The organism is Acinetobacter sp. Gutcm_16 (assembly GCF_028649355.1).
GTDB classification, from domain to species: domain Bacteria; phylum Pseudomonadota; class Gammaproteobacteria; order Pseudomonadales; family Moraxellaceae; genus Acinetobacter; species Acinetobacter johnsonii.
This window is the reverse complement of the sequence record NZ_JAQSUV010000035.1, coordinates 160,100-176,339: the sequence shown is the minus strand read 5'-3', so window position 1 is coordinate 176,339 and position 16,240 is coordinate 160,100. Positions and strand designations below refer to the sequence as shown.

Here is a 16,240-nt window from a genome sequence, read left to right as displayed (position 1 = left end):
TTAATACACTATGAGCGACAAACAAACCTCTTGCCCTAAATGCCTAACCATCTACAAAGTAAGTGTTGCACAACTCACTGTTGCGCAAGGTATGGTTTGTTGCCCAAAGTGTTCGATGACCTTTAATGCGCTCTCGCATTTAACCACGGGTCATACTTTTGACACAGGTGAGGAAAGATCGTCAAATCAGAATGACATGAGCATGTCTTCAAATTCAGCATTTTCCTCTCCTCGTGTAGACAGCATTCATTTTGATTTATCACAATCTGCTGCGCTTTCAATGTCGACATCAAATTTGCTTGATATTTTCAACCTAAAAGTTGAGCACTCCAACATTGACCTCAAAACCTATTTAAACAATTTAAACTATTTTAGTACCGACCCGATTGGTAACTATCCTGCCATGAATTTGGCAGACAACAATCCAGCGAAACCGCAAAAAAGCCCGATGTACTATATGCTTTGGGGTGTGATTAACTTCAGCTTATTGGCTTTATTGTGTTTCCAATACTTATGGTTTAACCCACATATTCTCAATAACAGCCCCGCACTAGGCGCAACCTATAATAAAATTTGTCTTGTACTGAACTGTAGCAGCCTACAAGAACGCTACAGCCTAATCAGCATTAATAAATTAAAAGTAAAACGTATAGAGGCACAGAAAACTCAATTTTCAGGTGAACTGATCAACTATCATGATACCAGTCTTCCGCTACCTGATCTTAAGGTCATTTTAAAAGTGGATGGTGAAGTCGATTCAACCTATCAACTACATGCAAATGAATATTTGATTGATAGTCTGGTTGGAATTAAACGAATTCCTAAAAATAGTCCGTTCAAATTCAAATTTAGCCTGCCAGTCAGCCGTAAAAGCTTCAATCATTACAGTTTAGAAATAGTCCAGCCCTAAAATTTAAAAAAAATGTAAAAAAAGTGAAAAAAAATGCAGTTTTCTTGCTCACTTTTTCTTAGACAATGGTATGATACGCGCCACAAAAGCTTAGTGCTGCAATCTCCTCAGTCTTTTAATACAAATAGAACATCAGCAAAAATGCGCGTTATCGAAATATCGCGTATTGAGCAGATTTTTTTGTTTAAAAAAGGTCGGTAACAAATATTTAACTATTGTTACGCTTATATTTCGACCAACTTAGCGATATTGTGGCATGCTAAATGTACAGTTTTAGAACTAGTCGTTTTAGGATCTAAAACGAAGTTCATTTTAATTTTAGACCACTTTATATATGTCACTTTACCCAAGTGATATTTAGATTTTTCGGATTACTTCGCATGAATAGCAAATCTCCTATTTTTACTGCACAGTCTGATGTCGCTCTTCGTATTCACGTAGATCGCGCAGTTCGCCACTATTTTGCACAACTGCAAGGCGAGCAACCATCTCAGGTCTACGACATGGTGCTGGCAGAAATGGAGAAACCTCTTCTATCTGTAGTTTTAGAATATACCCGCGGTAACCAAACACGTGCTGCGGAGATTCTAGGACTTAACCGTGGAACTTTACGTAAAAAGTTAAAAGCTCACGGTTTAATGAGTGAATAAATGATAAAATGCTTGCGGCTTCCGCGGGCATTTTTTTTACCTGCTATTTTTGGCTTTTTGTTTTAATTCTTGATAACTGTGACGAAGATCATGACCATTAAACGCGCTTTAATCTCTGTTTCCGATAAAACTGGCATTGTTGAGTTCGCTCAAAACCTTGTTGCTCTAGGGGTAGAAATTTTATCTACTGGCGGTACATATAAGTTGTTAAAAGACAACAATATCGCTGTAGTTGAAGTTTCAGAGCATACGGGTTTCCCAGAAATGATGGATGGTCGTGTAAAAACGCTACACCCAAAAATTCATGGTGGTATCTTAGCTCGTCGCGGTCTAGACGAAGCTGTGATGGCTGAACACAATATCGATGCGATCGATCTTGTGGTTGTAAACCTTTATCCATTTGCTGCAACTGTCGCTAAACCAAACTGCTCACTTGCAGATGCGATTGAAAATATCGACATCGGCGGCCCAACTATGGTGCGTGCTGCTGCGAAAAATCATGCTTCTGTCGGTATTGTGGTCAATGCTACAGACTACGACACTGTTGTTGCTGAGCTTAAAACAAATGGTGCTTTGTCTTACGAAACTCGTTTTGATTTAGCCGTTAAAGCATTTGAACATACAGCACAGTATGATGGCATGATTGCTTCTTACCTAGGCGCTCGCGTAGGCAAGGAAGAAGGTCAAGCTGACAAGTTTGCACGTACCTTCAATACACAATTAAATAAAGCTCAAGACTTACGTTATGGTGAAAACCCGCATCAGTCAGCAGCATTCTATGTCGAAAGCACAGCAACTGAAGCCTCTGTTTCAACAGCGAAACAACTTCAAGGTAAAGAACTTTCTTATAACAACATTGCAGATACAGATGCCGCACTTGAATGTGTGAAATCATTTGCAAAACCTGCTTGTGTGATTGTTAAACACGCAAACCCTTGTGGCGTTGCTGTGTCTTTAGATGGTATTCAAGCAGCATATGACTTGGCTTATGCAACAGATCCTGAATCAGCTTTTGGCGGCATCATTGCATTCAACCGTGAATTAGACGTTGCAACTGCACAATCAATTGTTGACCGTCAGTTTGTTGAAGTCATCATTGCACCAAGCATTGCTGAAGGCGTACTTGAAGTCACTGGCGCGAAGAAAAATGTTCGTGTTCTCGTTTGTGGTGAATTACCGGCACTTGATGAACGTGCGCCACAATTGGACTATAAACGCGTCAATGGCGGTTTATTGGTTCAAGACCAAGACCTAGGCATGATCACCAAAGATGATTTAAGAGTCGTGACAAAACGCGCACCAACGGATGCTGAAATTGATGATTTGATCTTTGCATGGAAAGTTACGAAATACGTAAAATCAAATGCCATTGTTTATGCTAAAGGTCGTCAAACCATTGGTGTAGGCGCAGGTCAAATGAGCCGTGTTAACTCAGCGCGTATTGCTGCAATTAAAGCGGAGCACGCAGGCTTAGTGGTTGAAGGTGCTGTAATGGCATCTGATGCATTCTTCCCATTCCGCGATGGTATTGATAATGCAGCGAAAGCGGGCATTAAATGTATTATCCAGCCGGGTGGTTCTATGCGTGATGAAGAAACTATTGCAGCAGCAGATGAAGCAGGTATTGCAATGGTCTTCACGGGCATGCGTCACTTCCGTCACTAAGTGATAGATGCAGACCGTAATGACAAAGTCATACATGTGGTTTAAAACAGATTTCTAAATCTTACATAAAGTCCTCTCCTTTTTAGGCTGAGGACTTTATGTCATTTCGATTCATGGAGTATGAACCGATGAACATTTTAGTTTTGGGTAATGGCGGTCGTGAACATGCGTTGGCATGGAAAATCGCGCAAGATGAAAAAGTTGCAAAAGTTTTTGTTGCGCCAGGCAACGCAGGAACTGCGACAGAAGACAAATGTGAAAATGTTGTACTCAACATTTTAGACAATGCTGCAATTATCGACTTTGCAAAAAATAATGCAGTAGATTTGATTATTGTGGGTCCAGAAGCACCACTGGTAAATGGTGTAGTTGATGCTTGCCGCGCGGCAGACCTTCAAATTTGGGGCCCAACTCAATTTGCTGCCCAGCTAGAAGGCTCAAAAGCATTTGCTAAGCACTTCTTAAAACGCCACAACATTCCTACTGCGTTCTACGATGTATTTACTGAAGTCGATGCAGCGAAAGCATTTGTTGAAAAAAATGGCTCACCAATCGTGATCAAGGCCGACGGTCTTGCTGCGGGTAAAGGCGTAATTGTAGCCATGACCAATCAAGAGGCTTTTGATGCGATTGATGATATGTTGGCGGGCAACAAGTTTGGTGATGCTGGTTCTCGTGTTGTGATCGAAGAGTTCCTTGCTGGTGAAGAAGCGTCTTTCATTTGTATGATTGATGGCGACAACATCTTACCAATGGCAACATCTCAAGACCATAAGCGTATTTTTGAAGGCGACCAAGGTCCAAACACGGGTGGTATGGGTGCTTACTCTCCTGCTCCTGTGGTGACTGCAGATGTATTTGAAAAAACCATGAATGAAGTGATGCGTCCTACCGTTGAAGGTATGAAAAAAGACGGTCACGTTTATACAGGTTTCTTATACGCAGGCTTGATGATTGATGACAAAGGTCAACCAAAAGTGATCGAGTTCAACTGTCGTTTTGGTGACCCTGAAACTCAGCCGATTATGATGCGTTTAAAATCATCATTGGTCGATCTGGTTGAAGCTGGTATTGCAGGTAATCTTCCAGCAGAAGCTGAATGGGATGAACGCAAATCAATTGGTATTGTTCTTGCTGCAGAAGGCTACCCAGAAACTGTTCGTCAAGGTGACGTCATCTCTGGTCTTGGTCAATCTCCTGAAAACACAAAAATCTTCCATGCGGGCACTACAATGAGTGCCGACGGTCACATCTTGACTGCGGGTGGTCGTGTTTTATGTGTCACAGCTCTTGGCGATACCGTACTTGAAGCGCAAGTCAATGCTTTAGAAGTTTGTGGTCAAGTTACATTTAGGGGTATGCAATATCGTACAGATATTGGTTATCGTGCTATTGCGCGTGAAAATGCTTAAAAGCATTCATACTTTAAAAACCCGCTAAATGCGGGTTTTTTTATTGCAAACCGCTGCGAAGCCTTTTTAGCTGTCTCGGTGTTACACCAAACCAATTTTTACAGGCACGGCTTAATGCGGACTGCTCGGAAAAACCCAGTACAGAAGCGATTTGACTCATCGACGCTTTTGAGTCAGCTAAATATTGCAACAACAACTGTTGTCTGAGTTTATCTCGAATCTGCTCAAAGCTAGTTCCCTCTTCATCCAATTTACGTTGTAAGCTTCGAGGATGCATCGCAAGCATATTTGCAATATCAGTTTTATTTGCTTTTGGGCCCGATAAATGAATACGAATCGCATGTCGAACACGATCGCTAAATGAACCTTGATGACTGCGAAAACTCCGCTCCAGATAACTGTCTACAATTTCCCGTAAGCCATGATCAATGCTGTCTAAAGTAATATTCAACATATCTTTATGGAAATACAAAGCTGCATGTTGTTGATCGATCATGACTTCCGCATGAAAAAATCGTTTATACACATTTAAGGGAGCAACTGGACTATGTGGCAGTGCAACTCTCAGTGGCTGATAACGTTCGCCACTTAAATAACGAAGAACCCGATGGCACACAGCGAGCCCCATATCCATGGTTTGTCGTTTACTCAAAATACGTGTAGCGTCATGTAGCTGAATATCAAAAATAAGTTCAACAATATTCGAGTTGGGCTCAAAAATATCTGTACGAGCACGGTCATTGATATATAAGCGTAAAGCAGAGCCATGCAAAAATAGCAAATCTGAACTGTATTTAATCACCTCATGAAGTGTCGATGCACTTTGTAAGATCAGCCCCAGTACACCTAAAATACCAATGTCCTGATACTGGGAAATACGCAAACCTAAATCCGCAGACTTGGCGTGTTGCGCACTTTCTTCAAGAAGTTGGATCAGTGCGGTATGTGAAATCCATGCATTGTCATCTTGTAATTGCGCAAGTTGAATCCCATGCTTGATCAGCAACGGCATTGGGTCAACGCCTAGTTGTTGCATTACTTCTAAATAACCACGTAGCCCTGAACTATGCACCATATCATCCTGGATATTTTTCGGGTATTCAACTTCGCTTGAATCATCCTGATTCATTCCAACAATCCTTGTCTCAATCCGTCAAAAAATTGACTCATTCCGTCAAGTTAGCATAAAAAAGCCACGGCAGAATAGCCCCATGAGCAATTTATTTGTTCATAAATTTTGCACATCAAATACACAACACGATGATGCGACTAAATGTAGCACATGGATATGAAAACTGCATTTTTCACCAAGGATAAAACAAGGAAAATCGAATGAATTTCAAGAATGTAACAGTTGCAGGTAGTGGCGTATTAGGCTATCAAATTGCTTTTCAAACAGCATTTCATGGCTTCAAAGTATCAGTTTATGACATCAATGATGAAGTACTTGCTAAAGCCAAAGCTAAATTTTATGAATTATGCGAATGCTATAAACAAGACCTTAATGCGACTCAAGAACAACTAGACAATACTTTCAATAATTTGAGCTATCATTCTAACCTTGCAGAAGCAGTAAAAGATGCGGATTTATTAGTTGAAGCCGTGCCTGAAGATGCGAATATTAAAACTGAGTTTTATAAACAACTCAGCCTAGTAGCTCCTGAAAAAACCGTATTTGCAACCAATACATCTACAATGCTACCAAGCCATTTCAAGGATCTTACTGGTCGTCCAGAAAAATTTTTAGCACTTCATTTTTCTAATAAAATCTGGACTTTTAACATGGCAGAAATTATGGGCCATGCTGGAACTGACAAAAAAGTATTCGATGATGTAGTTGAGTTTGCTAAAGCAATTGGCATGATGGCTTTACCAATTTACAAAGAACAACCAGGTCACCTTCTGAACTCTATGTTGGTTCCATTTTTAATTTCAGCAACCGAGCTTTGGGTGAAAGAAGTTTCAGATCATGAAATGATTGATCGCGCTTGGATGAAATCTTTTGGCTCACCGTTGGGCCCATTCGCGATCTTAGACATCATTGGTATTAACACAGTTTACAACGTCGCAAAATTAAATGCAGAAACCAACCCAAATATGACTCCACTTATGGAGAAATTAGATGCTGAGTTTATTAAACCAGGCCATTTAGGTATGTTTGCTGGTAAGGGCTTCTACAGCTATCCAAACCCGACTTATGCATCTGAAGATTTTCTAAAATCATAATTAATTCATTAGCTGAGTTAAATTGGTACGATACACACTCAATCTAATGTCTTCATTCGGATCGAGTGTGTATCTTATTTTCAAGTTAAAATGCTGCGAAGAATAGTCAAACAAATTTCTTAATGCATAATGATGTAATACCTAATTCAGATAAGAAATATAAAACAAGCATATTGCCATTTACCCCTTTTATCTATTTTTTGTATTTAGTTTGGATAAAATCTTATAAAGCATAAAACTTATGCAAATTATTATTTTTAAACAAATTCATTAAAAATAATATATTGTTTTCATTATAAAATTACACACAACTTACAGAATCCTAATCTTTAAATAAGATAAGTATTGAACTTTTATGCTCTATATCGAATATTAGTTTGTTGGTATGATGTGCAAAATTTAACGATTGAGCAGAGATGTTTCTAGTGAGTTGAAAAAATTAATCTTTTTCAAAGTGAACGCCTATATTCGACTGATATCGAATTGCACACTTGCAAAACTCACATTACAGTCATATGCATCAAATCAGGCATACCTGATTTAAAATCAATTAATCTCTCTATTGTTCAGCTAAGTTAAGCCTCATTTAGATGCTTACTCGGGAAGAAAAAATGAAAAAAATTCTAGGAATTGCGCTGGGTTTATCTGTTGCTTTGACCGGTTGTAGCAAACCTGAAGCACCTGCAACAGATGCGGCTAAAACGGATACTGCAGCAGCTGAGCAAACAGTAACCATCGCATCGACTGGTTCTGATGCTGATATTTGGCGCCACATTGCAACTTTGCCAGAAACTAAAGCAGCTGGCTTAAAGTTAGACATTAAGAACTTCACTGACTATGTTGCAATGAACACTGCTGTTGCAAACAATGAAGTCGATGTAAACGCATTCCAATCTTATGCTTACCTTGTAGCATATAACGAAGCGAACACAGCGAAGATTGCCCCTCTTTCAACGACCTACTTAGAGCCTATGGGCATCTATTCAAGCAAAGTCAAAACATTGGCTGAATTTAAAAATGGTGCAACGATTGCAATTCCAAATGATGGTGCGAATGAATCACGTGCATTGTTATTATTACAATCTGCGGGTCTTGTGAAGTTAAAAAATGACTTTGACTTCGTGAAAGGCACTTCGAAAGACATCGTTGAAAACAACAAAGCTCTCATCATCAAGCCTATTCAAATGGCAACAGCTGTACGTGTGAAAGACGAAGTTGATGCAATTGTTTTGGGTAATACACTTGCAATGGAAGGTGGTCTAAACGTATTGAAAGATGCGATTTACTATGAACCAATCGATCAAACCACAAAAATGAACGTAAACGTACTTGCTGTGGCTGAAGCGCGTCAAAATGACCCTGTACTGAAAAAAGTCGGTGAACTTTACCATGTCGCTGCAGTAGGCAAATATGTTCAAGAACATTTTGGCGGCACAAAAATTGATGTGAACAAGCCAGTAAGCTACCTTACTCAAGCTAAATAGTAATATAATCAAATCAACGAAACAGGCAAAGTCTCTTTGCCTGTTTTTTCATTTTTGTGTAGTTTTTGACGATATGATTCAATTTAAAAACATTTCAAAGCACTATCAGTTGAAGGGCCAAACCATTCCTGCACTGGACCAAATCAATTTGGACATTCCAGAAGGCAGTATTTTTGGCGTTATTGGCTATAGTGGTGCAGGTAAAAGTACCCTCATTCGTTTGATCAATTTACTTGAACGCCCAACTCAAGGCCAAGTGATTATCAATCAAAAAGACTTTACTGCATTAGATGCAAAAGCATTACGTCAAGAACGTGCAAATATTGGCATGATTTTCCAGCATTTTAATTTACTGCAAACCAAAACCGTTGCAGCCAATATTGAAATGCCCATGAAACTTTTAGGTTATAGCAAAGCTGAACGTGAAAAACGTTTGAATGAGCTACTTGAGTTTATTGATCTCAAACACAAAAAAGAAGCTTATCCAGACGAGCTCTCGGGTGGTCAAAAACAACGTGTCGGTATTGCACGTGCGCTTGCCAACCATCCTAAAATATTACTTTGTGACGAAGCGACTTCTGCACTAGACCCACAAACCACCAAGTCTGTCTTGGACTTGCTCAAAAAAATCAATCAAGAGCAAGGCATTACCATCGTCATGGTGACACATGAAATGGATGTGATCCAAAGCATCTGCTCACATGTAGCCGTAATGGAACTCGGTAAAGTGGTTGAAACTGGAAAAACAGTGGACCTGTTTAGTCGTCCGCAACATGCAACGACACAGAATTTTATTCAAACGATTTTGCATCAACAACTACCGATTAAGCTTCTGAATAACCTCGAACATAAGCACCATCACAGTATTTACCGCTTACAATTCCTTGGTAACTCTGCACACGAAACCGTAATTCAAAACTTAATTAAACAGTTTGATATTAGTCTCAATATCCTGTTTGCCAATATGATTGAAATTGATGGCAATGTGATTGGGCAAATGTTTGTTCAGCTCTTGGGCGATGAAAGCCTGATCGCTGAAGCGGTTGAGTTTTTAAAACAACATGGTGTGGCTGTTGAACAATCAGGAGAGCTGGCATGAGAGATTTAATTGTCCAGTGGTTAACTCAAATCACAGCACCTTTTTGGAAAAGCTCTTTATCAATTGATCAGTTTATTACTGCTTTGCAAGAAACATTTCATATGGTGTTTTTTGCAATGCTATTTGGCTGTATTTGGGGCTTTATTCAGGCCATCATTTTATTGGTCACACGTCCTGATGGTATTTTGCCAAACAAAGCGATTTATCACAGCCTGAACCCGATTGTGAATGCTCTGCGCTCTCTACCCTTTATTATTTTGCTGATTGCGGTTTTACCTTTAACCAAACTCATCGTCGGAACATCGATTGGCACGTGGGCTGCAATTGTTCCGCTCACCATCTATGTCGGACCATACATTGGTCGTTTGGTGGAAACTTCATTACTGGAAGTGAATGAAGGCATTATCGAATCTGCACAAGCCATGGGTGCAACTCCGCTACAAATCATCTTTAAGTTTATTTTACCTGAAGCACGCAGTTCACTGATTTTAAACTTAACCACAGCCACCATCAGCTTAATTGGTGCAACCGCGATGGCCGGTGCAGTGGGTGCAGGCGGTATTGGCGACCTTGCTATTTCTTATGGTTATCAACGTTTTGACACCAGTGTCGTGATACTCACAGTAATTGTGCTGTTGATCATGGTGCAAATTGTACAGTCTGTCGGGGATTGGTTATCGAGAATTCGTTAATCTCATCGTATAAAAAAACATTCTGAATTCAGGGTGTTTTTTTTACCAAAAACTTTTATAATTTAACTAAATTTCCATTTAAATCAAAATAATATGAATCATAACAATAGCAAGACAACAGTAATTCAAGACTTCAATGGTCTGTCTATCACAATTCCAACTTCTATACCTAAGCTGGTTTTAATCCTTAGCACCCTAATACTCTCGTTCATACTCTATATTGGCTTATATGAGGATGCAAAAAACTACTTTTCAACCATAGATTATAGTGACTATTTCCAAATCATCATTGCTCTCGGTCTTGTATTTATCATTGTCAATTTCATCAGAATATGGCTTTGGTTGCACTTTGGAAAAGAAATTATTGAGATCACAAATCAACATTTAAAAATGAAAAACTCTATTCTAGGGATCAGCAAATCTAAAATCATCCCTATCTCAGAAATCACACAAGTGAGTGTCAATAGCAATCCAAACAAACAACAACCGGGTAAAATTCTACTTCATCGTGGAACAAAGGTGATTGACCTTGGCAATTTCATTCGTGCTGAAGAATCAGTATATCTCGTTCAACTGATGAACAATAAACTCGATAAAATAAAGGCATCTTAGATCCAAACTTATCAACACTATAATGATGGCGATATCAATAATCGCTTTAGCATGTCGTCTAGCTATATGCACAACTCATCTCAAAGCATATTTATGAGATGAGTCATCAAAACTTAAGCATTTCCCTGCTTTTTCAAACTGAAATCTAAATTCCCATGTTAAACTATTCAGCGGTTTTTGCAGGGACTCACTTATGCACTTTGTACATCTTGGTATTCATACAGAATTTTCAATCACAGAATCAATTGTACGTATACCTGATTTAGTCAAAGCTGCTAAGGCAGAAGGTATGCCAGCCCTTGCCATTACTGACTTATCTAACTTACACGCTGCTGTAAAATTTTATGGTAAATGCTTAGATAATGGTATCAAACCGATTATGGGTTCAGAAGTTCGCTTGAACGATGCTGAACATCGCGTGACATTATTGGCGATGAGCAATGTTGGCTGGCGTAATCTAACCGAACTGGTTTCAGAAGGTTTTATCCGAGGTCAACAGCTTGATATTCCTTGCGTTGCAAAAGACTGGATTTTAGAACAAAACCATGACCTGATTGCACTACTTGGCATGCGATCTGATGTCGGCAAAATGCTCTGTACATCGAATCCGCAAAAAGCCGAACCTTTACTCGAAGAATGGATTGCAAAATTTGGCAATCGTGTTTATTTGGCTCTATGTCGAACAGAACGCTCAGGTGAAGATGACTTCAACTATGAAGCCTTAAAACTGGCTAAAAAGTACAATATTGGTGTAGTTGCGCACAACGATGTGCACTTCATGAAAGAAATCGACTTTGAAGCACACGAAGCCCGAGTCTGTATTGCCGATGGTTATGTATTAGGGGATAACCGCCGACCAAAAAATTACTCTCCAGAGCAATATTTTAAATCTGGCCAACAAATGGCGGAATTATTTGCAGACATTCCCTCTGCAATTGAAAATACTTATCAAATTGCCAAACGTTGTAACGTCACGTTGCAATTAGGTAAATACTTCCTGCCTGACTACCCTATTCCTGAAGGCCATACCATCGACACCTACTTTGCACATTTATCTAAAGTAGGTTTAGAAGAACGTTTAGACTTTTTATATCCACCAGAAACGCGTGATGAATACTGGCCTGAAAAACGTAAAGAATATGATGACCGTTTAGAGTATGAAATCGGTACCATTCTTAAAATGGGTTTCCCGGGCTACTTCTTGATTGTCATGGACTTCATCCAATGGTCCAAAGGTAATGGCGTTCCCGTTGGTCCAGGCCGTGGTTCAGGTGCAGGTTCACTTGTTGCCTACAGCTTAAAAATTACGGATCTCGATCCTCTCCCATATGGGCTGCTGTTCGAACGTTTCTTAAACCCTGAACGTGTTTCAATGCCCGATTTCGACGTCGATTTTTGTATTGCTGGTCGTGATCGTGTGATTGACTATGTGGCGCGTACATACGGACGCGATGCAGTATCACAAATTGCTACTTTCGGTACTATGGCAGCCAAAGGTGCCATTCGTGATGTGGCGCGTGTCTTGAGTAAATCTTATGGTTTGGCAGACCGAATCTCAAAAATGATTCCGACCAAACCTTTAGGTTTAAGTCTCGAAGAATCCATTGAAGCAGAGCCTCAACTAAAAGACATAGTGACCAACCCATCTAACCCAGACAATGACGATGCGGCTGAAATTTGGGAAATGGCACTCAAACTCGAAGGTATTACCCGTAACACAGGTAAACACGCAGGTGGTGTGGTTATTTCTCCGACCAAGATTACCGACTTCTCTGCTGTTTTGTGTGATGCCGATGGTACAGGCCGTGTTGCGCAGTACGATAAAGACGATGTTGAATCGGCAGGTCTAGTGAAGTTCGACTTCTTGGGTCTACGTAACTTAACGGTCATTGAAGATGCCGTTAAGAATATCAATAAGCGCATTCAGCTAGATGTGCCTTTAGACATTGCGTTCATTCCGCTTGATGACAAAGATGCATACCTTATCTTTGCCAATGCCAACACCACAGCGGTCTTCCAGTTTGAATCCGTGGGCATGAAAAAAATGCTCAAAGAAGCACGTCCAAGCAAATTTGAAGAAATTATCGCCTTCGTATCCCTTTACCGTCCGGGTCCGATGGACCTGATTCCAGACTTTATCCACCGTATGCATGGTGGCGAGTTTGAGTATCTTCACCCCCTACTTGAAGGTGTACTTGAGCCGACTTACGGCATTATGGTTTACCAAGAACAGGTCATGCAGGCAGCACAGTATTGTGCGGGCTATAGCTTGGGTGGCGCGGACTTACTTCGTCGTGCGATGGGTAAGAAAAAGCCCGAAGAAATGGTCAAACAGCGCCAAATTTTCACGGAAGGAGCAGCGAAAAAAGACATTGATGAAGCCACTGCCAACCATATCTTTGACTATATGGAAAAGTTCGCAGGTTATGGTTTTAACAAATCACATGCCGCAGCCTATGCCCTTGTAGCTTATCAAACTGCATGGCTCAAAGCGCATTATCCAGCTGAATTCTTAGCAGCGGTGATGTCATCGGAAATGCAAAACACCGATAACGTGGTGTTCTTGATTGATGACTGTCGACACAACGATATAGAGGTATTGCCGCCTTCGGTCAATATGTCTATCTATCAATTCCATGCTTCGGACGACAAAACGATCGTCTATGGGCTCGGTGCAATTAAAGGCGTCGGTGAAGCGGCGATGCAGTCGGTTATTGACTCGCGTATTCAAGATGGGCCGTATCGTGACTTATTTGATTTCTGCCATCGTATTGATCTGAAAAAAATTAATAAGCGGACTTTAGAAGCGTTGATTCGATCAGGTGCTTTAGACTGTCTCGGCATTGAACGCTCAAGTCTAATGGCGCAATTACCTGAAGCAGTACAAGCGGCTGAACAAGCTCGCTCAAACCGTGAAACAGGCATCATGGACTTGTTTGGTGAGGTTGAAGAAGTACAACGTAAACCCGCTAAACCCGTTAAACCTTGGTCAGATGAAGTCCGTCTCAAAGGTGAGAAAGACACCCTAGGTTTGTATTTAACCGGCCACCCAATCGATGTTTATCGCACTGAGTTGAAAGCGTTTATTCCGAATAAAATTAATGAACTTACCCCAACCCGTCGTGGTGTTACTACGGTTTTTGCAGGTCTCGTGGTTGATGTAGCTAACTTCCCGAACCGAATGATGGTGACGTTGGATGATGGTACCTCACGAATTGAAGTCTCTGCGAATCATGAACGCTTTATGCGTTTTAAAGACATCATTCAAAATGAAAAAGTCGTGGTAATTGAAGGCGAAATTTACGAGCGTGAAGGTTTTGACCGTCCAATGGGACGCTTAACCAAAGCATTTACTCTGAATGAAATTCGTCAAAAACGCGCCAACTGTATTCAAATTCGTCTCGACCCAACACATAGTACAAAAACACTGAGTCAAGATTTAAAAAATATACTTGCACCCTTTTGTAATGTCGATATGTGTAATCACATTCCGCTGCAATTGCTGTTGGACTACCCGTATGCCACGGCTGAATTGCACTTAGGGATCAATTGGAAAGTGGCACCGCTGGATGAACTACTTTCTAAACTGCGTGACTATTTTGGTAAAGAAAATCTTCATGTGGAATATCAAGTCAAATCCAAAGCAGCCAAAGCGGTGAGCTATGAAGAAGCCAAACCTGTAGATGTACCACCGCCCCCTGCGGATATGAGCATGGATGATGCCATGGACTTATATCAAGCTGAAGTCGGTCAGTTCTCTTAATTATTTAAATTTTAAAGATTCATTGGAAAAATCATGAGCCAATTTGACAATGCCGCTGTTTCAGCGCATCTCTCCCATGTGCGTATTGTCATGGTCAATACCACACTCCCTGCGAACATTGGTAGCGCACTGCGCGCCATGAAAACAATGGGACTCTCAAAGCTGGTGTTGGTTGCGCCAAAAACCTATCCACATCCGGATATAGATGCTTTAGCTGCGGGTGCAACTGATTTAATCGAGCAGATTGAAATCGTTGAAACCCTTGCCGATGCCATCAAAGACTGCCATTTAGTGTTTGGTACCAGTGCGCGTAGTCGTACCATTCCTTGGCCTTTGCTAGACGCACGTCCCGCAGCTGAAAAATCAATTTCAGCAGTGGTGAATGATCAGCAAGAGGTTGCTGTTGTATTTGGCCGTGAAGACCGCGGGCTAACCAACGAAGAACTTGCCATGGCCAACTACCATGTCACCATTCCTGTAAATACAGACTATGGTGTACTAAATGTGGCTCAAGCCATTCAAGTGATTTGTTATGAAATGCGTATGGCCACACTGGCTAGTGTGGAAAGCACTGAAGATGAAGCTGCAACCATGCCTGTAACAGATACAGAGTCTATGCAGTGGGATGAGCCTTTGGTCACACATGAGCAAATGGAACAGTTCTACCCGCACATTGAAAAAATGTTGGCCGAGATTGAATTTTTAGATCCAAAAAATCCTCGGTTACTGCCTTTACGCTTGCGTCGTCTTTTTGGACGTATACAATTAGATCGTATGGAATATCATTTACTTCGTGGTATTTTTAGTCGAGTACAAGCTTTAAATAATGGCACATGGAAAAAGTCAAATACGGATCAAACAGAGGATCAATCTAATGCTTAAACAGCTCAAAGAAGATATACAAGCTGTATTCGCGCGCGATCCTGCGGCACGAAACACTTTAGAAGTTCTGACCACATATCCAGGTATTCATGCTTTGATTATGCACCGTATGGCGCATGAGTTATGGAAAAAAGAATGTAAAGGCTCAGCACGTTTATTGTCTTCTTTTAGCCGATTTGCAACAGGTATTGAAATTCACCCAGGTGCTAAAATTGGTCGTCGTTTTTTTATTGACCATGGCATGGGCGTCGTGATTGGTGAAACCGCTGAAATTGGTGACGATGTGACCCTATATCACGGTGTCACTTTAGGTGGAACCACATGGAATAAAGGCAAACGTCACCCGACCTTAGAAGACGGCGTGGTGGTGGGTGCTGGTGCTAAAATTTTAGGCCCTTTTACTGTCGGTAAAAATGCGAAAGTCGGCTCAAATGCAGTCGTCACCAAAGCTGTTCCAGCCGACACCACCGCAGTTGGTAACCCTGCACGCTTTATTTCTAAAGATAAACCAAAAGATGAAGCAGAAACACGTCGTCGCAATTATGCAGAAAGTATTGGTTTCCAACCTTATGCTGCAACGCAAGATCAGTCTGATCCAATTCTTGAAGGTATGCGTGTTCTACTTGACCGCATTCAGCTGAATGAGAAACGGATGAGCACCCTATGCCAACGTTTGTCTTTGCTTGATCCAACTTTTAAAAAGCAACAACAAAATGAACAACCCTTTAGTGCTGAAGAATTGAAAATTTTGGAAGATGTACGCCGCGAATGTGAAGCTCAAAGCCTGCCATCCAATGACTAAACATGAAAAGTGTTAGTTTTTGAAAACCTGCCTATAGCAAACC

The 16,240-nt window shown here is 40.8% G+C and carries 13 protein-coding genes; 12 read left to right on the top strand and 1 reads right to left on the bottom strand.

What is annotated here, in order from left to right; genetic code table 11:
• Positions 1–10: 10 nt before the first annotated feature.
• The 4 genes from PTT44_RS13225 to purD all read left to right on the top strand — a co-directional run bounded on the left by PTT44_RS13225 (position 11) and on the right by purD (position 4,637).
• Complete coding sequence (locus tag PTT44_RS13225; protein ID WP_062033586.1) at positions 11–910, top strand: DUF3426 domain-containing protein; 900 nt, start codon at positions 11–13, stop codon at positions 908–910.
• Between the two features lie 380 nt (positions 911–1,290).
• Complete coding sequence (gene fis / locus PTT44_RS13220) at positions 1,291–1,560, top strand: DNA-binding transcriptional regulator Fis (protein WP_001086304.1); 270 nt, start codon at positions 1,291–1,293, stop codon at positions 1,558–1,560.
• A 90-nt stretch (positions 1,561–1,650) separates the two neighbouring features.
• Entirely contained in the window at positions 1,651–3,225 is a 1,575-nt protein-coding gene (purH, locus tag PTT44_RS13215) for a bifunctional phosphoribosylaminoimidazolecarboxamide formyltransferase/IMP cyclohydrolase (RefSeq protein WP_168158874.1), read from the top strand.
• Between the two features lie 128 nt (positions 3,226–3,353).
• Positions 3,354–4,637 (top strand): phosphoribosylamine--glycine ligase, encoded by a 1,284-nt coding sequence (gene purD, locus PTT44_RS13210; RefSeq protein ID WP_168158875.1) that lies wholly within the window; start codon positions 3,354–3,356, stop codon positions 4,635–4,637.
• A gap of 40 nt (positions 4,638–4,677) precedes the next feature.
• Here the strand turns inward: purD and PTT44_RS13205 are convergent, their stop codons facing one another.
• On the bottom strand, positions 4,678–5,766 hold the full coding sequence (locus PTT44_RS13205; RefSeq protein ID WP_168158876.1) for an AraC family transcriptional regulator: 1,089 nt from the start codon (positions 5,764–5,766) through the stop codon (positions 4,678–4,680).
• Positions 5,767–5,969: 203 nt separating this feature from the next.
• Between PTT44_RS13205 and PTT44_RS13200 the strand changes: the two genes are divergently transcribed.
• From PTT44_RS13200 to cysE, 8 genes are all read left to right on the top strand, one after another.
• Complete coding sequence (locus PTT44_RS13200) at positions 5,970–6,863, top strand: 3-hydroxyacyl-CoA dehydrogenase (protein ID WP_168158877.1); 894 nt, start codon at positions 5,970–5,972, stop codon at positions 6,861–6,863.
• Positions 6,864–7,474: 611 nt separating this feature from the next.
• Positions 7,475–8,347 carry a MetQ/NlpA family ABC transporter substrate-binding protein gene (locus PTT44_RS13195; protein WP_168158878.1) on the top strand — a complete coding sequence of 291 codons (873 nt, stop codon included), beginning with the start codon at positions 7,475–7,477 and terminating at the stop codon, positions 8,345–8,347.
• 73 nt (positions 8,348–8,420) lie between these two features.
• The gene (locus PTT44_RS13190; protein ID WP_126037103.1) at positions 8,421–9,446 is read left to right on the top strand and encodes a methionine ABC transporter ATP-binding protein; all 1,026 of its coding nucleotides are present in this window, start codon (positions 8,421–8,423) and stop codon (positions 9,444–9,446) included.
• Positions 9,443–10,138: a methionine ABC transporter permease gene (locus tag PTT44_RS13185; RefSeq protein ID WP_004982094.1), complete on the top strand. Its 696-nt coding sequence runs from the start codon at positions 9,443–9,445 to the stop codon at positions 10,136–10,138. Before PTT44_RS13190 ends, PTT44_RS13185 begins: the two co-directional genes overlap by 4 nt.
• A gap of 93 nt (positions 10,139–10,231) precedes the next feature.
• Positions 10,232–10,750 (top strand): hypothetical protein, encoded by a 519-nt coding sequence (locus tag PTT44_RS13180; protein ID WP_168158879.1) that lies wholly within the window; start codon positions 10,232–10,234, stop codon positions 10,748–10,750.
• 193 nt (positions 10,751–10,943) lie between these two features.
• A complete protein-coding gene (gene dnaE, locus PTT44_RS13175; RefSeq protein ID WP_168158880.1) occupies positions 10,944–14,513 on the top strand; it encodes a DNA polymerase III subunit alpha in 3,570 nt (1,189 codons plus the stop codon).
• A gap of 33 nt (positions 14,514–14,546) precedes the next feature.
• A complete protein-coding gene (locus PTT44_RS13170) occupies positions 14,547–15,395 on the top strand; it encodes an RNA methyltransferase (RefSeq protein ID WP_168158881.1) in 849 nt (282 codons plus the stop codon).
• A complete protein-coding gene (gene cysE, locus PTT44_RS13165; protein WP_005400657.1) occupies positions 15,388–16,197 on the top strand; it encodes a serine O-acetyltransferase in 810 nt (269 codons plus the stop codon). The genes PTT44_RS13170 and cysE overlap by 8 nt, the downstream gene beginning before the upstream one ends.
• Positions 16,198–16,240 lie beyond the last annotated feature (43 nt).